The 18756-nt window shown below is 61.3% G+C and carries 16 protein-coding genes; 7 read left to right on the top strand and 9 right to left on the bottom strand.

The genetic code is table 11. From position 1 onward, the window contains the following. Nucleotides 1-627 precede the first annotated feature (627 nt). The gene (locus ACJJVH_RS20740) at nt 628-1827 is read right to left on the bottom strand and encodes an adenylate/guanylate cyclase domain-containing protein (protein WP_412066002.1); all 1200 of its coding nucleotides are present in this window, start codon (nt 1825-1827) and stop codon (nt 628-630) included. Nucleotides 1828-2018: 191 nt separating this feature from the next. Here ACJJVH_RS20740 and ACJJVH_RS20735 point away from each other — a divergent pair, with 191 nt between their 5' ends. The 4 genes from ACJJVH_RS20735 to ACJJVH_RS20720 all read left to right on the top strand — a co-directional run bounded on the left by ACJJVH_RS20735 (nt 2019) and on the right by ACJJVH_RS20720 (nt 5960). After that, nucleotides 2019-2477: a MarR family transcriptional regulator gene (locus ACJJVH_RS20735; protein ID WP_112799169.1), complete on the top strand. Its 459-nt coding sequence runs from the start codon at nt 2019-2021 to the stop codon at nt 2475-2477. An 80-nt stretch (nt 2478-2557) separates the two neighbouring features. Beyond that, the gene (locus tag ACJJVH_RS20730) at nt 2558-4624 is read left to right on the top strand and encodes an FUSC family protein (RefSeq protein ID WP_412066001.1); all 2067 of its coding nucleotides are present in this window, start codon (nt 2558-2560) and stop codon (nt 4622-4624) included. After that, nucleotides 4621-4818: a DUF1656 domain-containing protein gene (locus ACJJVH_RS20725; protein ID WP_112799164.1), complete on the top strand. Its 198-nt coding sequence runs from the start codon at nt 4621-4623 to the stop codon at nt 4816-4818. The genes ACJJVH_RS20730 and ACJJVH_RS20725 overlap by 4 nt, the downstream gene beginning before the upstream one ends. Nucleotides 4819-4826: 8 nt before the next feature. Then, nucleotides 4827-5960: an HlyD family secretion protein gene (locus ACJJVH_RS20720; RefSeq protein WP_412066000.1), complete on the top strand. Its 1134-nt coding sequence runs from the start codon at nt 4827-4829 to the stop codon at nt 5958-5960. Between the two features lie 243 nt (nt 5961-6203). Here ACJJVH_RS20720 and ACJJVH_RS20715 read toward each other — a convergent pair whose 3' ends face one another. Continuing rightward, nucleotides 6204-7127: an alpha/beta hydrolase gene (locus tag ACJJVH_RS20715; RefSeq protein ID WP_412065999.1), complete on the bottom strand. Its 924-nt coding sequence runs from the start codon at nt 7125-7127 to the stop codon at nt 6204-6206. A gap of 99 nt (nt 7128-7226) precedes the next feature. Here ACJJVH_RS20715 and ACJJVH_RS20710 point away from each other — a divergent pair, with 99 nt between their 5' ends. Further along, on the top strand, nt 7227-8120 hold the full coding sequence (locus ACJJVH_RS20710) for a LysR family transcriptional regulator (protein ID WP_112799158.1): 894 nt from the start codon (nt 7227-7229) through the stop codon (nt 8118-8120). Between the two features lie 230 nt (nt 8121-8350). Here ACJJVH_RS20710 and ACJJVH_RS20705 read toward each other — a convergent pair whose 3' ends face one another. From ACJJVH_RS20705 to ACJJVH_RS20685, 5 genes are read right to left on the bottom strand one after another with little or no spacing between them, the layout of a single operon-like run. Beyond that, nucleotides 8351-9325 (bottom strand): aliphatic sulfonate ABC transporter substrate-binding protein, encoded by a 975-nt coding sequence (locus ACJJVH_RS20705; RefSeq protein WP_412066248.1) that lies wholly within the window; start codon nt 9323-9325, stop codon nt 8351-8353. Between the two features lie 30 nt (nt 9326-9355). Beyond that, nucleotides 9356-10126 carry an ABC transporter ATP-binding protein gene (locus tag ACJJVH_RS20700; RefSeq protein ID WP_113357142.1) on the bottom strand — a complete coding sequence of 257 codons (771 nt, stop codon included), beginning with the start codon at nt 10124-10126 and terminating at the stop codon, nt 9356-9358. Next, nucleotides 10123-10929, bottom strand: a complete 807-nt coding sequence (locus ACJJVH_RS20695) for an ABC transporter permease (RefSeq protein WP_113384246.1) — start codon at nt 10927-10929, stop codon at nt 10123-10125. The genes ACJJVH_RS20700 and ACJJVH_RS20695 overlap by 4 nt, the downstream gene beginning before the upstream one ends. Then, nucleotides 10913-11890, bottom strand: a complete 978-nt coding sequence (locus tag ACJJVH_RS20690; RefSeq protein WP_113384488.1) for a formylglycine-generating enzyme family protein — start codon at nt 11888-11890, stop codon at nt 10913-10915. The genes ACJJVH_RS20695 and ACJJVH_RS20690 overlap by 17 nt, the downstream gene beginning before the upstream one ends. Nucleotides 11891-11946: 56 nt before the next feature. After that, nucleotides 11947-13383 carry a sulfatase-like hydrolase/transferase gene (locus ACJJVH_RS20685; protein WP_113384245.1) on the bottom strand — a complete coding sequence of 479 codons (1437 nt, stop codon included), beginning with the start codon at nt 13381-13383 and terminating at the stop codon, nt 11947-11949. Between the two features lie 238 nt (nt 13384-13621). Here ACJJVH_RS20685 and ACJJVH_RS20680 point away from each other — a divergent pair, with 238 nt between their 5' ends. Both ACJJVH_RS20680 and ACJJVH_RS20675 read left to right on the top strand, forming a co-directional pair. Beyond that, nucleotides 13622-14662 carry a LacI family DNA-binding transcriptional regulator gene (locus tag ACJJVH_RS20680; protein ID WP_113384244.1) on the top strand — a complete coding sequence of 347 codons (1041 nt, stop codon included), beginning with the start codon at nt 13622-13624 and terminating at the stop codon, nt 14660-14662. Between the two features lie 4 nt (nt 14663-14666). After that, nucleotides 14667-16160 (top strand): sulfatase, encoded by a 1494-nt coding sequence (locus ACJJVH_RS20675; protein ID WP_412065998.1) that lies wholly within the window; start codon nt 14667-14669, stop codon nt 16158-16160. A gap of 161 nt (nt 16161-16321) precedes the next feature. Here the strand turns inward: ACJJVH_RS20675 and ACJJVH_RS20670 are convergent, their stop codons facing one another. After that, a complete protein-coding gene (locus ACJJVH_RS20670; protein WP_412065997.1) occupies nt 16322-16966 on the bottom strand; it encodes a DsbA family protein in 645 nt (214 codons plus the stop codon). A 26-nt stretch (nt 16967-16992) separates the two neighbouring features. Further along, nucleotides 16993-18750 carry a protein-disulfide reductase DsbD gene (gene dsbD, locus ACJJVH_RS20665; RefSeq protein WP_412065996.1) on the bottom strand — a complete coding sequence of 586 codons (1758 nt, stop codon included), beginning with the start codon at nt 18748-18750 and terminating at the stop codon, nt 16993-16995. Nucleotides 18751-18756: the final 6 nt, after the last annotated feature.

Below are 18756 nucleotides of genomic sequence, written 5' to 3'. Positions count from 1 at the left end.
AGAAAGCTATCGAATACGAGATCCCGATTTCTCGGGACAACCCGTCAGGCCTGAGCCGCGGCCTTGAGGCGGGTTTTGCCGAGGTGACTGGAACTGGTTTCGATGCTTCGAATACCCAAAACAGAAGCGCAACTGCTCCGGTCAGATATAAAAGGACCACAGAACCGTTCATCAGGAGTTCTCGCAGGGGATCAACTCTTGGGCTACGGCAACCAGACTGTCCCAACGCGCCCGTCCGCACCATCCCCCTCCGGGATGATGGTCAGCACCTGGGCCTGTTCTCTATCATCGCACGCGGATGCTCCGAGCCGAGGCAAGTCTTCGCGCGGAAAAAGGCAGGCAATTTCCGGACTTCAGGAGCGACGAGTTTAATACGGCATTTGTCGGCAAGATTCTGGAGGACGGTATCGGCTTGGCGTGAGCGAGGAAATACCCGGCGACGCCGTCCGCGATTTGGCCAGACAGGACGACGGAATGATAGCGGCAGAATTCGGCTTGCAGATGCGGGACGGATCAAACGGAGCCGGCCTCCCGCTTGCGTTCCGCATAAGCAGCCGATGCACTTCGAGCATAGAGCTTAAGCTTGACGACGAAGAAAGCGTTGCCTTGACGCAGGTGAACATCATGTCAGGAGGCGAGTGCGAACAGCTCCATCGGCTTGGTTACGCCACGCAAGACATGGCGTCCGATGGAGGCAGTCTCGATCGTCGAGTCCCGGCCCAGCGCGGTCACAAATTTCGAAGACATGAGCATGTTGGCGGAATGCTCATGGCACAGGCCGGCAATCCGGGCAGCCTCGTTCACGGTCCTTCCGACGACTGTGAAGTCGAGACGATCGCGGCTTCCTATATTGCCGTAGAACACTTCGCCCAGATGAAGTCCGAGATAAACGTCCGTCACCGGCCTGCCTTCGATTTGACGCCGCGCGTTCAAAACGGGAATCTTGCTGCGAAGGCGATAATATGCCTTCAGGGCTGACCTGCAGGCATCGCCTACGGTCCCTGCCCTGAATATCGCAAGGGTGCCGTCGCCTATCAGCTTGAGCACATTCCCGTCTGCTTCATGGACGGAAGAAATAACCGCGTCGCTGTAATCATTAAGAAGCGGGATGATCTCATCGGGATCGCTGATATCCGATAAGCGCGTGAAACCTTCCAGATCGGAATACCAGACAACTGCATCGATGCGGGACGCGTGGCCACGAACGATTTCTCCGTTCAGAACCTCGCGCGCCGCATCCTCTCCCAAATAAACGGATGCGACCGTCCGGGTAATGCCGGTCAAAGCGGCAGCCCTGCTCGCAAGTGCCAACTGCGGAACAAGAATGCGTAAATCCGCCAGCTCCGCCTCGGAAAAGCCATTTGGCGCGACGGTGGTGAAATATGAATAGAAACAGTTCATATCGCCGACGACAACGTCTTTGCCGAATCTGCATGCGAAGGCGATGAAATCCGTATGACCTGACGCGGCCAAAGCTTCGAGTCCGCTGAAATCCAGCCGGTCCCCGAAGCCGATCCGTCTTCGAACCTCCGTGTCGCCGGTTTGAGCCAGGTGGAATAAAGCGGAGCGCCTCCAGCTGTCTGCAGACAGCAGCTGGTCCGCTTCGTATTCCGATATCGACTCGACCGGCTCCTTCCAGTCCCAGCGAAATGCCCGCTCCTCGTAGATCGGATGCAACGTTCCCATGAAGGCCACCGCTCGGCCCAGCAAGATTCCATTTTGCCGGCAGGATTCGCAAAATACAGCCAGAAGATCGAGTTCATTGCCGCCGGCCAGCGCCCGCCGTGCCAGCAGAGAGCCGACATTCACGATAATGGCATCGGTCATGGCTGGCGTCCCTTGCCAGCGGCGTCGCTATGATGCGGATCAGGCATCGGTCACCTCATATGCTTGACGGCCCGATTGGCCGAGAATCTTTCCATTGTACCGGCCGTCTCGCTTTCCCGCGGGCGGAGGGGGATTGCATTCCGGCTTGGACATGATATGTATAGCTACACATATATTGTGTGGCTATATAAATGACAACAGCGAAAGAAAAATCCGAGGCCTCGTTTACGGCCGCGCTTTCGGTTGCGGCACGGAAAATGAGAAACGTATTCGATGCGCGCGTTAAGACGCATGGGCTGACGCTCGCTCGCGCCAGGGCGTTGCAATATCTGGCGCGGGAGGAAAATGTCAGCCAGCGAGACCTCGCTGACCATCTCGAGATCGAGCATCCTTCGGTCGTCAGGCTTCTGGACGGGCTCGAAAAGCAGGGGCTGATCGTTCGCGAAGCGATGGACGGCGACCGACGGGCCAAACGGATAGAACTGACGGCGGCGTCCAGGGACCTTATAAAGGAACTCGACGGCATCACCAAAGCCATGCGTCATCAGCTTCTCGAAGGCATCGATCCGACAGCGCTGGAGACGGCCCTCAGGGTTCTTCAACACGTCGCTCAACAGGCCGACCGCCTCATCGGCGAGTCTGACCGCTAGCATCACCACAAACCAGAAACGAAGCGCTCACGCTCCTCGATGGATCGAGGGGGATGAAACCCTCGTTTTGGAACGAACCGATGGTCACGTCAAAAGCTGCGTTTTTCCAAAGTTGGGCTGCGCCCATTCAGTATCTCCGGAGCCCGGCGATCGGTTCAGCGCCTTGGCGCCGTGCGCTCGTATACGGTCTTCGCTTCTGGATTTCCGTCTGCGCAGCCTTGTTCATCGCCTTCTGGCTGCAACTTGACGAGCCGTATTGGGCCGGCACCTCCGCGGCCGTAGCCTGCCTGCCGCAGGTCGGGCCGTCGTTGCGCAAAGGCTGGCTGCGATTGATGGGAACGGGCATCGGAGCGATCGTGGGCGTGGTGCTGGCCGCATGCTTCGCGCAAGACCGCCCAGCCTTTTTCGTTGCGCTGGCCGCATGGGGAGCGGTGAGCGCCTTCAGCACGACGCTGCTGCGCAATTATTCCTCCTATGCCGCGGCGCTCATGGGCTATACCGCGGCCATCGTCGCCGGCGGATCGCTCGGCGCAAGCGGAGGCGTGCATTCCGATGCCGTCTTCCAACTGGCGGTGTGGCGTTTCACCGAGATTTGCGTTGGTATCGTCTGTGCCGGCGTCATTCGGATTCTGACGGATCGTGGCGATGCGGAACAACGGCTGGCGAGGGCCATAGAGGATCTGGTTGCCGATATGCTGCAGCGATTCCTCGCGGCGCTGGCGACCGATCTTCAAAGCGGCACAAACACGCAATCCCTGCGGCGTGAATTCATCAAACGCACGATCGCACTTGAGCCGATCGTGGAACAGGCCATGGGCGAATCCTCGCGGATACGTTTCAGCTCGCCGCTTCTCCAGCGAATGACCGATGGTCTCTTCGTCGCGCTCGCCAGTTGGCGGGCGGTGGAAATCCATGTTCAGCGCATGCCGGAAGAAGAGCGCCGCAGGGCCTTCCAGGCTGTCCTGCCGATGCTTTCCGTGGCCGAAGCCGTGCTTTCGCAAGGAGCGGAGCCGGCCAGCTGGCGGAAAAATCCACGCCGGATCAGGGATGCCCTACGCGTGAGCGCCGACAAGCTTGCCGCTTTCGAAGCCGAAACGCCGAGCCTTCGGCTTATCGCTGACAAGACGGCCGAGGGTCTGTTCGGGCTGGCGCATGCATTCGACGGGCTTCTTGTGGTCATCAATCCGGAAAGCGTTTTAGGGCTGCGGGGACGCAGTCATCTGCGCGTCCCTGATTTTCTTCCGGCCATGGTCAATGGCATCCGCTCGTTTCTCACGGTCGGAGCCACGGCTCTTCTCTGGATAATCACGGGCTGGCCCAACGGCGATGCCGCCATGACATTTGCGCTGGTCATCACCGTCGCCCAGGTTCCGAGAGGTGACGGCGCCTATGCGGGCGGCCTTGCTTTTTCCGCGGCGACCATCTGGTCGTCGGTTCTGGCGATGATTGCCACCTTCATCATACTTCCCCTTATCCCGATGAACTTCCCCGCCTTGGCACTTGCCCTGGGATGCGTCCTGGTTCCGACAGCCGCTTCGTCCATGATCCTGCGCAAGCCAGCCTGGCTCGGAGGTATGATGGCGACCTCCGCGGTCCTTTTCATGCCGTTTCTGGAAGTGACGAACCCCATGACCTATGACGCGGCCGATCTTCTGAACAAGATTCCCGCCAACGTCGCCGGTTGCCTTCTCGGCGCCATGGCATTCCGGCTGATCCCGCCGCTCACCCCGGCTTACCGCACCCGAAGGCTGCTTTCACTGACATTGAAAGATATATCCCGGTTTGCGCGGGGCGCCCCGCATGAGGACTGGAGCGGACATATTCTCGGCCGCCTGATCGCGATGTCCGCCCACGCCAGCCCGCTGCAGCGCGCCAGCCTCGTCGTCGCCTTTTCAACCGGCAGCGAGATCGAGCAACTGCGAAGGCTCGCCGAACATCTTGGCTTTGCCCGAGGTCTCCAGAATGCTTTGGACGCGATCGCTCGGCTGCAACCCGAAGAGGCTCGTCAGCGGCTTGCAGATATCGATGCCTGGGTGGCTGAACAAGCACCGACACAGACCTCGCTACGCGTCCGCGCCGGGATAGCGGTCCTTTCGGAAGCGCTCGCGCAGCACTCGGCCTATTTCGCCGGGAGGATCCCTGCATGACATTCTCCGAAATCAATCTCTTCGGAATCTACATCGCTCCCATGGCCGCCATGCTGGTCATGGCGTGGATCGTCACCTTCGGGCTGCGGCTGGTCGCCGACCGCTTCCATCTTCTGCGCAATATCTGGCATCCCCCGCTCCTCGTCGCAGCGGTCTACATCATCGTCCTTTCCATCATCGTCTTGCTTGCATAGTGATCGTCATGTCCTCAAAATCGGAAAACCTGTCTCCTTCCCCTCAAAAGACCGGGGAAGCCCCGTGGTCGCCGGACCGCATCGCCACGGCCGAAAAGAAGCGGAACGGCGCTCGAAGGGTTGGGCGCTTCGTTACCGTCATCACAGTCATCGCCGCCCTGCTGCTGGGATATTTTATGTGGAATCGCTACATGGGAAGCCCATGGACGCGCGATGGAACGGTGCGCGCCTATATCGCGACGGTAGCGCCTGAAGTTTCCGGAAACATCGCCAAAGTGGGCGTCGCGGACAATCAGTTCGTCCACAAGGGCGATCTTCTGCTGACGATCGATCCGACGAACTACGACATAGCGGTTCGGCAAGCCGACGCCGCGCTCGCACAGGCAAAAGCCAACGTTGACAATGCGGGAGCCCAGATTGAAATCGAGGAAGCTCAGGTCGCTGTCAACCAGGCCCAGTTGGAACAGGCGCGCGCGGCATTGGATTTTGCGCGATCGCAGGCTTCCCGTTATGAATCGATGCGCCAGACGCAGACAGGCAGCGCTCAGTCCGCAGAACAGTATCAGTCGCAGCTGCGCCAGCAGGAGGCAACTGTGGAAGGCGCGCAGGCGAGCCTGTCCCAGACGCAAAAGCGGGTGGATTCATTGAAGGTTCAGAAGCTGACGGCGGAGGCGGCGGTCATGGCTGCGTCCGCGCAACTCGATCAGGCGAAGACCAACCTCTCCCGGACATCGCTCCGCTCGCCGGTCAACGGATGGGTGACGAACCTGCGTGCGCAGGCCGGCAATTATGCACCTGAGGCAAAGACGGCGATCTCCGTCGTGGATGCGGACTCGTTCTGGATCGATGCATATTTCGAGGAAACGACCATAGCCAGCATCGTGCCGGGAGCGTCTGCCCGCATAAAGCTGATGGGATACCCCAAGGTCGTCAAAGGGCACGTCGCAAATCGCGCCCGCGCTATCGATGTTGCCAATGCACAAGCGAACGCTGAAGGCGTGGCCACTGTAAATCCCGTCTTCACATGGGTCCGGCTGGCCCAGCGCATTCCCGTCCACATTCAGATCGACGACATACCGGACGATCTGTTCCTGGCGGCGGGAATGACGGCAAGCGTCGAGATTGAGCGCGGTGCGCGTTAAAACAACTCCAGGAAAAGTGCAGAAAGGTTTTCCATCCGCAATCGCGTGGAAACAAAAGGATAGAGCCGTTTCGCCATTCGAAGAAAAGCGGAACGGCTCCGGTCAACGCCCGTTTGGACGACCAACAACGATGTGAGCGTGCATCCGCTGCGATCGCGGTAATGACAAGCCAGGGCGGCTTGCCCGTTCACGGGCTTCGCGCGGATCGGGTCCACCGTTGTCCGCGCGAAGTCCGACGTCGTTTCAGAGATTCTCGCCGTAGAACGTCTTGAGCTTCTCCATGGCCCGATCGACGCAATCCGGCTTGTCGTAGAGGTCGTAGTGCGTGGCGCCCGCAACGACGAGGATGTTCTTCACCTTGGAAGCCGCCTTGTTGAACAGCTCGAAGCCGTCGCGGTAGGAGCCGAAGGCGCCTGCCTTGCCGCCGCCCACGATGATCTGCAGCGGCTGGGTGAGCAGCTTGTCCGCCAGGTGATAGGCATCCCAGGTGAAGGCAGCCCCGGTGCTGACGACGTTCAGCTTATTGGGTGAGCCGGGCTTCTGGCCGCGCGGTGTGGTGTAATAGTCTACCGCTTCCACCACATCGACGTCCGTGATGCCGTAGGATTCGAGCTGCCCCTTGGATTGCGGGATATAGGTGGTGACGGCCGGCTCCGCACCGCGGGCTTCCGCCGTGCGTTGCGCGCTGATGCCTTCCAGCGCCTTGATAGCGACGTCTGGTGTCAGGTCGCCCTCACGGCAAAGCCGGCCGTAGTTTGCCCCGACGATAGTGGCGACCGCCTTGAAGCGGCGCTCGGTCATCGCCGCGTTCACCGCATAGCCGCCACCCCCGCAGATGCCGAGCACGCCGATGCGGTTTTCGTCCACATAGAGCAGTGTCACGAGATAGTCTGCCGCACAGCGGAAGTCTTCGACGCGGGTCGCCGGATCTTCCAGATATCTGCCCGGCCCGCCGCTTTCGCCCTGGGTGGAGGCGTCGAAGGCAAGGCAGACATAACCCAGTTCGGCAAGTTTCTCCGCGTAGATCGAGGCCGTCTGCTCCTTGCAGGAGCTGATCGGATGCGCGACCACGATGGCCGGATATGTCTTCTTTTCGTCGAAGCCGGCGGGCATATGCAGATTGGCTGCCACATCCCAGGTCTTGTTCCTGAAGGTTACGGATTTCATGTTCGGTCTCCTTTCCATTTGATGGACCTGAAGATAGCGCTCGCTCCGGTTTTCGATTAGACAGTTCAATCGGGATGCCATCATTAGCAGGACTTATGAATGTCGAATGAGAACCTCCGTGATGTGAACGCCTTCGTTGCCGTTGCGGAGGAAGGCAGCTTCACGCGTGCAGCCGCGCGGCTCGGTGTCTCCCAGTCCGCGCTAAGCCAGACCGTGCGCAATCTTGAAGAACGTGTGGGAATCCGCCTTCTCAATCGCACCACCCGAAACGTGTCGCCGACGGAGGCGGGCGAGCGGCTTCTCGCGCAGATCGAGCCGGCGCTGGAGCAGATCGAGCAAGGCTTCGCCCAGCTCAGCTCTTTGCGCGAGCGACCGTCCGGCACGATCCGCCTGTCGGCCGATGAATATGCAATTCTGAGCCTGCTATGGCCGGCGCTGGAACGGTTCCTCGTGATCTACCCCGAGATCGACGTCGAGCTTGTGACGGACTACGGCCGGACTGATATCGTTCGCGACCGCTTCGACGCCGGCGTTCGTCGCGGAAAGCTGGTCTCGAAGGACATGATCGCGCTGCGCATCGGGCCGGATATGCCGATGGTGGTCGTCGGCGCGCCATCATGCTTTTCGGAGCGGAAAAAACCGAAGCGGCCGCAGGACCTCTCCGGCCACGGCTGCATCAACCTGCGTCTGCCGACCCATGGCGAATTCTTCGCCTGGACCTTCCACAAGGGCGGTAAGGACCTTCGCGTCACAACGGAGGGCAGGCTCGTCTTCACCAGCATCGTCCAGGTCCGCGAAGCCTGTCTTGCCGGCTTCGGCCTCGCCTATCTACCCCTCGATTTCGTGACCGGGCACATCGCCTCCGGCGCGCTTGTCGAGGTGCTTGCCGACTGGCGAAAGACCTTCGAGGGCTATCACCTCTACTATCCAAGCCGCAGGCAGCATCCGCCGGCCCTTGCTGCGCTCATCAAAACGCTCCGGCTTCACGATTAGCTTGAAATCGCGACAGGCAGGAGCAGACGCGACAACAGGGGGCGGAGGTGGGCCTTTCGATTTGCAGCGCACGCGATAGGATCCCGTCGCAAACGTCGGGCTGCCTTGCTCGCCGGTTCAACAGCCACAAGTCATGACCTCCGCCGTGGGTGCAGGTTTGCCGATCATATAATTATCCCGGCGGGAAGAGAGCGGCTCTATCCCGCCGGAGCATCGTCGGTGCTTGAATTCTATGCCTCAAGAAACAGCTTCTGGTCGAAATACTTCTCCGGCGGCTGCGGGTCCTTGATCGTGCCGAAATCGACGAAGAGCTGGTTGAACTGCGTCAACCAGCGGTTGACGCTGCCGTCCTTGGTGAATTTGTCGAGATCGGCGGATGACAGGAGCTTGCGGCTCTTGGCAACGTTGGTCGTCGCGTCGGCGGGTGCCTTGAGGTAGGCGATCGTCAATTCGACGGAGCGGTCGAAATTCCGGATGCGGTAGTCCATCGCCTTCTTCATCACCTTCAGGAAGGATTTGACCAGCGCCGGGTTCTGCTCGACGATCTCGTTTCGCGCCACGAAGGTATTGATGAATGAGGTATCCGGATAGAAGTCCTTGTTGGAGGCGAGTTCCTTCATGCCAGGCACGCGCGGCTTGATGGCATCGACCAGCGGGTACCAGATTCCGGCGCCCTCGATCTGCTTCGAGGAGAAGGCCGCGACGATCGTGCTCGGGTCCATCGGCACGACCTGCAGGTCGGTGATCTTCATATTTGCCTTGGCGAGCGCCATGCGCAGGATCATATCACCGGAGGTGCCCTGCGGCACGCCGACCTTCTTGCCCTTGAGGTCGGCGATCGAGCCGATGTCGGCCTGGGCGATCACCCGGTCGCTGAAGCCAATGTCGTTGACGCCGAGCACCTTGCAGCGACCGCTCGCCGGCAGCCACAGCGCGCCGGGCCCGATCGTGCCGAAATTAAGACTGCCGGCGCCCATGGCCTGGATCTGGATCGGACCGTTGGTGAAGACCTTGATGTCGGGCTTCAAGCCCTCGGCCTCCCAGAGTTTCTGATCCTCGGCGATCGCAAAGACGCTGGCATTCGGATAATCGGCGATATAGCCGATGGTCAGCGCGTCGGATGCCGCCTGCGCGCTGCGGCTGAGCGGCAGGGAGCCGGCGGCGGCAATGGCAGCCGCGGCAGTCATGAAATTGCGTCTCGTCAGCATGGCATTTCCTCCTGAAATAACTTGGTTTTACTGGGGTGCGGGATGATAAACGGCGCGCCAGACGCGGTTTCGCAGCTCCGCGAATTCCGGTGACAGGCGAATCTCCTCCGTCCGCGGATAAGGCAGCGCCACCTCGATGATTTCGCGCAGCCGCCCTGGCCGCGCCGCCATGACCACCACGCGGCTTGCCAGGAACACCGCCTCGTCGACGTCGTGAGTGATGAACATGACAGTGCGGCGCTCCTTGCTCCACATGGAGAGAAGCTGGTTCTGCAGCTGCACGCGCGTAAGCGCGTCCAGCGCGCCGAAAGGCTCGTCCATCAGCAGGATTTTCGGATTGACCGCATAGGCGCGGGCGATCGCGCAGCGCTGCTTCATGCCGCCCGACAACGTCTTCGGCAAAGCATCGGCGAAATCCTTCAGTCCGACGAGGTCGATGAAATGATCGGCGATCTTCCGCCGCTCGATCTTCGAACGGCCCGAGATCGTCAGGCCGAACTCGACATTATCGCGCACTGTCAGCCAGGGAAACAATGCATATTGCTGGAAGATCACGCCGCGCTCCGGCCCCGGCCCCTTGACCGGCGCATTGTCGACCAGGACCTGGCCACCCGATGGCGGCGTCAGCCCGGCAGCGATGTTCATCGCCGTCGACTTGCCGCAGCCGGAGGGGCCGACGACGGTGATGAACTCGCCGTCCTCGATATCCAGATCGAGGTTGTTCAGCGCGGTAAATGCCGTGCCGCCTGTGGTATCGAAGCGCTTGGAAACGCCCTGGAAGGAAATCTTGGGGGTCATAGCTTCTCCTGCCAGGCCGTCAGCACGCGGTCGGCGGCCATCACGATGCGGTCCATGACGAGACCGAGGATGCCGATGGCGATCAGGCTGACGAAGATCGTCGGAAGATCGTAGTAGAGCTGGGCCTGCTGCATGCGGTAGCCGAGCCCGGATTGCGCGGCAATGAGCTCGGCGGCAACGACCGTCGCCCAGGACGAACCGAGGCCGATACGCATGCCGACCATGATGTAGGGCGTCGAGGCGGGGACGACGACGCGGCGGAAGATGGTGAAATCGCCGGCGCCCAGCACGCGGGCGGCATTGATCAGGGTCCTGTCGACGCTGATGACGCCCTGATAGGTCGCGACCACGCTGGACAGGAACGCCGCCAGGAAGATGACGAAGATCTTCGGCGTCTCGTCGATACCCATGGTGACGATCGCCAACGGAATGATGGCAAGCGGCGGGATGGTGCGGAAGAATTGCACATAGGGCTCGATGATCCCGCGCGCGACGCGATACCAGCCCATCAGGAAGCCGACGGGAATGGCCGCGACGATGCCGAGACAGAAACCGGCGAGCACCCGGCCGAGGCTTGCCAGCGCGTCGTCCCAAAGCACGCCGCTCTTCGCCTCGCCGACAGCCGTGGCAGCGACCTGCGCTGGCGTGGGCAGGCCGACAACGCCGGAAGCCGTGAACGCCCACCAGATCAGGATACCGACGACGACGGCGAAAATATTGAGGCCGAGCATGCCCGACCGCGTTGCGAACAGCGGCTGCCGCCTTGCACCGTCGGGCACCGTCGCATCAAGGGTTGCGCTCATTGCGGTCTCCTTTCCCTGCCGCCGGCGCGGCTTCAACCTTCCCGGATGCCACCGGCATCCGCCAGGCACAGCGAAAGCCGACATGGGTCGTGGCGCTGTCGATCATTTCAGGGTGCCGCGCCGCGGGTCGGTAGCGACGGCAATAGGTCGGTGCGCAGAGATGCGAGCCGCCCTTCAGCACCTTGCGCGGAATGCGGATCGCCGGCTGCCGGGGATCGTAGCTCTCTTCCGCCAGTGCGGCGCGCGGGTTCACCGGCACGCAGCAGGGCTTGTGCGCTTCGTCGGGGTGGCGATCCGTCCAGAAATCGTCGGTCCACTCCCAGACATTGCCGATCATGTCGGAGAGGCCATAGCCGTTTTCCGGATAGGAGCCGACCGCAGACGTGCCGAAACCGCCCCCGTCGCCGCCCCCCATCGGAAAGGCTCCATCCCACACGTTGGCCATACGCCGGCCATCCGGCTCGAAATCGTCGCCCCAGCCGTAGTCCGCGCCTTCGAGGCCGCCGCGGGCGGCAAATTCCCATTCCGCTTCGCTCGGCAGTACCTTGCCGGCCCAGGTGGAATAGGCACTCGCATCTTCGAACGAGACGTGGACGACCGGATGATCGAGCCGATCGTCGGACAGCGGCGCGACCCCATCCGGTCGATACCAGCAGGCGCCGGCGACATAATGCCACCAGTCGCCCCAGAAGCGCATATCCTCGCGCCTTTGCGGCGCGCGGAAAACCAGCGAGCCCGGTTGCAGCATGGAGAGATCGGCGCCGGGAAAGAGCGCCGGGTCGGGTGCTCGCTCGGCGGTCGTGACATGGCCGGTTTCGCGAACGAACCGAGCGAAATCCCGGTTGGTGACGGGTGTCGGATCGATCCAGAACGTGTCGACCCGCACCTGATGAACCGGCCCCTCTTCCGGATAGAAGCGGTCCGAACCCATGCGGAAGCTGCCGCCCTCGATGCGTACCATGCCCACGGGCGCCTCCACGGCTGCCATCGACGTTCGAGATCGTTGGGCCGACTCTCTCATCGCGCATGCACCATCAGGTCGCGGGTCTTGAAGTTGGAGGAGATCAGCCAGTCCCGCATCACGTCCAGAAGCTCGCGTTTCTTGTCGGCATAAGCCGGATCGCTCCAGAGGTTGCGGACCTCCTTCGGGTCGTTCTCGAGGTCGAAGAGCTGGCCATCGTCGGAGCCCTTGAAGTGCACGAGCTTCCAGGTGTCGCTGCGCACGCCGGTCATGAACTCGACGCCGCCCGCCATGGCGACATCGCCGATCTGTTCGCAGAAGACATGAGTGCGCGGCGTCCAGTCCTTGCCTTCCAGACCGGAGCGCAGGCTCTTCGCCTCGAAGGAGGCGGGCGGGGTGATGCCGGCGTAGTCGAGGATGGTCGGACCGAGATCGAAGAGCTGGCAAAGGCCGTTCAACTCGCGGCCGCCCTCGAAGCGGTTCGCGGTCGACCAGATGATGGTCGGGACGCGTGTGACGATGTCGTACATCGACCATTTCTGGATCAGACCGTGCTCTCCCAGGCATTCGCCGTGATCCGAGGTAAAGATGACGATCGCGTCTTCGAGATAGCCGCGCTTTTCGAGGGCTTCGAGCAATTCGCCGACCTTCTCGTCGATCAGCGTGACGTTGCCGAGATAATGCGCCCAGAGCCGGTGCATCTGATCCGGCGTCGGATCGAGGCTCCAGACGACGGAATCGTGGTCGACCTCGACGTCATGCCGTCGCTTTTCCTTCAGTTCCTGATGCAGGCCGTCGAGTTCCTCCTGCGAGGGCTTCGGTAGAGGCAGATCGCTGCGCCGGAGATAGGGTTCCGAATAGCGGGCCGGCGGATCGAAAGGCGGGTGCGGGCCTGGAAAGCCGACCTGCAGGAACAGCGGTTCGGTGAGCGGATAGGTCTCGACCCACCATTTGGCCATGTTGCCGACGAAAGCGTCGGAGTGCAGCTCTTCCGGCAGTTCCCAATCGAAGGCGCCGAGACGCTCGCGATAATCGTCAAGCTTGCGATATTCCTCGCGCTGCTGCTTGACGAGACCGTTGGCGGCAAGCGCCTTGTCCCACTCGTCGAAATACCAGCGGCCCTCCATGTAACGGTCCTTGTTTTCCACGACATACCGTTCGTGAAAGCCGGAATCCGAATTGTAGGGAATCGTATGCATCTTGCCGACATTGACGCAGCGATAACCCGCATCACGCAAACGTTCGACCCAGGTGTGCTGCCATTTCTGACCGTTGGCGAGGACGCCTGTCGTATGCGGATAGTAGCCGGTGAACAGGCTGGCCCGCGAGGGAACGCAGCTTGGCGCGGTGATATGGCAGTCGGTCAGCGTCACGCCCTTCCGGGCCAGCGCGTCGAGGTTGGGCGTCGTCGCATAGGGAAAGCCGAGCGCGGCGATCGAATCATAGCGCTGCTGATCCGTCATGATGAGGATGATGTTGGGACGCTCTGCCATGCCATGCTCCGTTGCGGACAATCGAAGGATTGATCGCCGATATCTTGATAAAAACTATGTTTTCAGTGAATTATACAGTCAATCGCGCGTCGCGGCATTCTTCTGCACTTCCGCATTTGAAATCCTCCGACGGCCAATTTTCCCGGCCTCTTGTCCTCACAAGCCAAAGGTGGCACAAAGTTATCGCTAACGCAACGCTCACTTTGCGCTGCGTTTATCCGAGGGAGGAGGACGGCACATGGCTGACGAGGTCGACGAACGCACGACACGAGCGCCCTCGACGCTGGCATCGATCGCCGGACGCGTCGGCGTGTCGGTCAATACCGTGTCCCGGGCGCTGCGGGCGCCGAACACCGTGCGTGCCGAGCTTCGCCGCGAGATCGCCAAGGCGATGGAAGAGCTGAACTACGTGCCGAACCGGCTGGCCGGGGGCCTAGCCGGAACACGGTCCGATATCGTCGGCGTCGTCGTTACCTCGTTGTATTATTCGGAATTCGCCGCAATCGTCGACACGCTGCAGTCGGCGCTGCTTTCCAGCAACCTGCAGGTCATGCTCGCCAATACGCGCTACGACGCCGACCAGGAATTGAAGCTCGTGCGCTCGATCCTCAGCTGGCGGCCGGCCGCCGTTGCCATCATCGGCGTCGACCACCATCCCAAAGTGGACGAGCTGCTGCGCCGCTCCGGCGTTCCTGTTGTCGAGATGTGGGATATTGACGGGAAGGTCATCGATTCCGCCGTCGGCCTCGATCATGTCGCCATCGGCTCCGCCCAGGCCGCGCATCTTGTAGAGCGCGGCTATCGTCGTCTCGCTTTCCTCGGCAGCATGCGCGAGAACGACGCGCGGGCGCAAAAGCGTGCGCGCGGGATGCGAGAGCTTGCCGAGACGCATGGATTGGAACCGGTCGTCATGGCGACCCGGCAGGAAAACGGTCATCCCGATCTCGGCGAAGCCCTTACCTTCGAAATGCTGGAGCGCCACCCGGCTATCGATGGCATCGTCTGCAACAGCGACGTCATCGCCTTCGGCGCGCTGCGCGCTTTACAGCGTCTCGGAAAGCGTGTGCCTGACGATATCGGCCTGATCGGATTCGGCGACAGCGAAGCCAGCGCCTGCATGAGGCCGGCGCTGACCACCATCCGGCCGGATCGCGAGGCAATCGGGCGTCTGACGGCAGAGGCATTGCTCGCTCGCATTGCCGACGGACCGCCGAAAACGACACGGGTCGAATGGCGGCTCATGGAACGCGGGACGACACGCGGCATCGAAAGGACCTGACGACGTGAGCGAAGAGCCGAAAAGACCGAACATCGTCTTCATCATCACCGATCAGCAGCGGTTCGATACGATCGCAGCGGCCGGTTTCGACCATATGATCACGCCCAATCTCGACCGGCTGGTGCGCGAGGGCGTCTGCTTCAGCCATATGTACGTGACCTCGCCATCCTGCGCTCCCTCGCGCGCCAGCCTTTTCACCGGCCTCTATCCGCACACGAACGGCGTCTTCCGCAACGACGAGCGCTGGACGCACAGCTGGGTGCGCCGGCTCGCCGATGCGGGCTATCGCTGCGTCAATGTCGGCAAGATGCACACCTCACCCTTCGAGGATTCCTTCGGTTTTCACGAACGGCATGTGGTGGAAAACAAGGACCGTGCCACGGAGCGCCTGCCCTTCTACCTGGACAATTGGGACAAGGCCTTCTGGACCCGGGGCCTGGAGAAGCCGAGCCGCGTCACCTATCGCCGCCGCAACGACTATCGCGACCAGCTCGGCGCCTTCGTCTGGGATCTACCGGAGGAGCTGCATTCCGATAATTTCGTGCCGGAGCTCGCCGCAATGTGGCTCGACCGCTACCACGGCGCGGAGCCATTCTTCCTGCAGATCGGCATTCCGGGTCCGCATCCGCCCTACGATCCGACGCAGGAGTATATCGACAAGTACCGGGATCGCGAGCTGCCTGAGGCCATCCGCGATCAGTCGGCGATCGACCGCCAGCCATCGGCGCTGAAGAAGCTGCGCACGCAGCACCTTGCCGTCGATCACGACGCGGTCGTGCATCTTGAAAACCCGACACCCGAGCAATTGCGGCGCCAGCGCGAGCATTATTTCGCCAATGTCACGATGATCGATGCACAGGTCGGCAAGCTGATAGAGGCGCTGCAGCGCCGCGGCGTGCTGGAGGATACGATCGTGATCTTTACCTCCGATCACGGCGACTGCCTGAACGACCACGGCCATAGCCAGAAATGGACGATGTACGAGCCGAGCGTCCGTGTCCCCGCGATCGTCTGGTCTCCCAAAAACGTCGAACAGGGCAAGGTGGTCGACGACCTTGTTTCCCTGTTCGATTTCGGGCCGACGGTCCTGGAGCTGGCCGGACTGGCCGTGCCAAAATGGATGGAGGCGAAGTCCCTCCTTCCCTATCTGGCCGGGAAAAAGGTCGATGCGCGTGATTTCGTCTTCTCCGAACATGCCGGCGATCGCATTCTGAGCGGCACCGAATTCATGACGATGATCCGCGATCGGCAGTACAAGCTCGTCCATTTCGTAGAGAACGACGAAGGCCAGCTCTTCAACCTCGTCAACGACCCCCGCGAGATCAACGACTTGTGGGACGATCCGGCGCATGAGGCCGTCAAGCGGCGGCTGATCAATGAAATCCTCAAATGGCGAATCCGCAGCGACCTGAAAACACAGGGATGGACGGAGGCGATTGCCGAGGAAAGTGCCGGCATGACGCCCGTGGGAAAAGGTCGCAATTCCGGCCGGGGTTGATCCGGAGGCTCCCTTTTTCCACGCTTCAGTTCAAGTTTCCTTGCGCTCGGCTCTTTTTCGTCGAATTGCAATCCCGCCAGCAAGCAAGCGGACCCTTAAAGCCGCCGGTCAGGCCCGCCAGGGCATCGCAACGGGCCGTGCTCTCATCGAGGATACGATCGTCATTCCGAAATCCCCTGGCCGGCAGCCTGGCGGCGGCGCGCTTCGGCCAAGGCCTGCCTGAAGCCGTCGTAATCAAGTGTCGAGGTCCGGAACGGACCGATCAGGTAAGTGGGCGTGCCCTGCATCCCAAGAGCGTCGGCCTGATCCATGTTCCGCTTCAGGAGAGCTGCGATATCGTCGGCATGCGCCTTCAGATCAGCATCGAGGCGGGTCATATCCACGCCTGACGCTTTGACGGCTTCCAGCATCCTGGCTTCGGGGATCTGTTTGCCGGGAATCCCCATCAAGGCATCATGAACGGCCTCGTACCTTCCTTGATATTTGGCCGCTAACGCCAATTGAGCGCCATAGACGGAGGCCGGCGTCAGGATCGGCCAGTCCTTGTAGATGAGCCGCACCTTGCCATCCTCGGCAACGATGCGCTTGAGGTCGGGGGCGGACGTCTTGCAGTATGGGCAATTGTAGTCGGTGAAGGCAACGATCGTGACGTCGCCCTTCGGATTTCCACTCTCCGGCGTGTCCGGGTCGTGCAGCACGGCCTTGACGTCGACGTTCTGGGCCGCTGCCGGCGTCGGCAGAAGCGGGATAAACGGCAACAGCGACGATGCCGCAACGATCAGTCCAAGCAAGGTTCTTCGGTTCATAAGACGTATCTCCGATTTTGTGTGGTTCAAGCGCCGGCATCCGCCAGCCGCCTGGAAATGTCTTCTGTGATGATGGGGCCAACGAGTCTCGATCCCGGTTGCTCGGCGCCTCGGCTGTTGAGGATGAACATGGTCGGCGGACCGACAACGCCAAAGCGCGTCATCAATGCCTGCTCCGCTCCGCTTTGAGCCGTGACATCGGCGATGATCACGGGAATATCGGCCAAAAGCCTGCTGACGGCGGGGCGGGCGAGAACGGCTTCGTTCGATTTGCAGACCGTGCACCAGTCGGCCGTAAACGACACGAAAATCGGTTTACCGCCATGGCCGAGACGCTCCACGGTGCGATCGAATTCTTCCAGCGACGAAATACGGCTCTCGGAAACGCTCGCCGGCTGCTCCGGGGGTTTTGATGACGTCAGGAAAGCAAGCGGCTGGAACGGATCACTGCCGCCTCCGGCATAGCCGACGATGAGGATTGCCCCGTAGAGCGCCGCCACAAGGCCGATCGATTTCGACAGGCGGCCGGTCCAGGCGTTGGCGGCGCTCATTCGGTCGAAGGCGCCGATGCTCACTCCAAAGCCAATGGCGAGCATGCCCCACATGGCCATCGCCGTGCTCTCCGGCACGAAACGCGTCACCAGCATCACGGCCACGCCGAGGAACACAAACCCGAAGGCGCTTCTGATCTGCTCAAGCCATGGTCCTGATTTTGGGAGGAGGCGTGGCCCGAACGTGCCGAACGCAATCAGCGGCAATCCCATGCCGAGCCCGAGAAAGAATAGCGCAATCGCTCCCTTCGATGCGTTTCCGCTTTGCACGCCGTAGAGAATGGCTGCGGCGAGCGGCGGCGTGACACAGGGGCTGACAATGAGCGCCGAACCGAACCCGAGCACTGCCGCTCCGACGAGCGAACCTCCGGAACGCCGTCCGGAAATCTTCGAAGCCAGCGCAGACGGCAGGGAAAGATTGAAGACGCCGAACATCGAGAGCGCCAGTCCCACGAAAATCGCAGCCGAAACGCCAAGCGCCCAGGATGTCTGGAGCATGACCTGAAGATTTGCCCCGGAAAGACCGGCGGCGAGGCCGACAAGACCATATGCGGCTGCCATTGCGAAGACATAGGCTGCCGACAAGGCAAAGCCGCGCATGGCAGGCAGTGGCTTGCCGGTCCCTGCGAGCATGGCGCAGAGAATAGGTATCATCGGAAATACGCAGGGCGTGAACGCCAGGAGCATGCCGAACCCCAGGAAGGCAACCGCCATCGTCAGCATATTGCGAGTGAGCGCCGTGGTGGCGTCGTTGCCAGTCGATGCGGCAACGGGCGCAACCGTCTCCCGGCCCGGCGCGGAATGGTTTGACGTAAGATTCAGCGTTGCAAGATCGATGCTTTTCGTTACCGGTGGATAGCAGATGCCAGCCTCCGCGCATCCGCGATAAGTGACCGTCAGGCTTCCCGCGACGGGAGCATTGACCGTCGCGTCAAGAGTTCGGTGATAGATTTCGACCGGACCGAAATTCTGATCGTCCTTCTGCTCGCCCGCCGGCATTTGCAGGGGCAGAGCCTCACCGCCGGCTTTCGCGTTGATGCTGTCGCGATAAAGATAATTGCCGTTGCCTATCGTCCAGTGAAGTTTCAGGGCGCCTGCCGCGTCTCGCTGGACATCGAGCTTGAACACCTCGTCCGCGCTCGGCGGCGGCTTGCCGAAGTTCACCTCTCCGAAAGCGGAGATGGGTAACAGAAGCAATATGGCAAGATTCAAGAGGCGCAGAAACGACTGCATTTGAAA

This window comes from Rhizobium sp. SYY.PMSO (assembly GCF_046840415.1).
Taxonomy (GTDB): Bacteria; Pseudomonadota; Alphaproteobacteria; order Rhizobiales; family Rhizobiaceae; genus Rhizobium.
The sequence above is the reverse complement of the archived record's forward strand: the minus strand, read 5'-3'. Positions and strand labels throughout refer to the sequence as shown.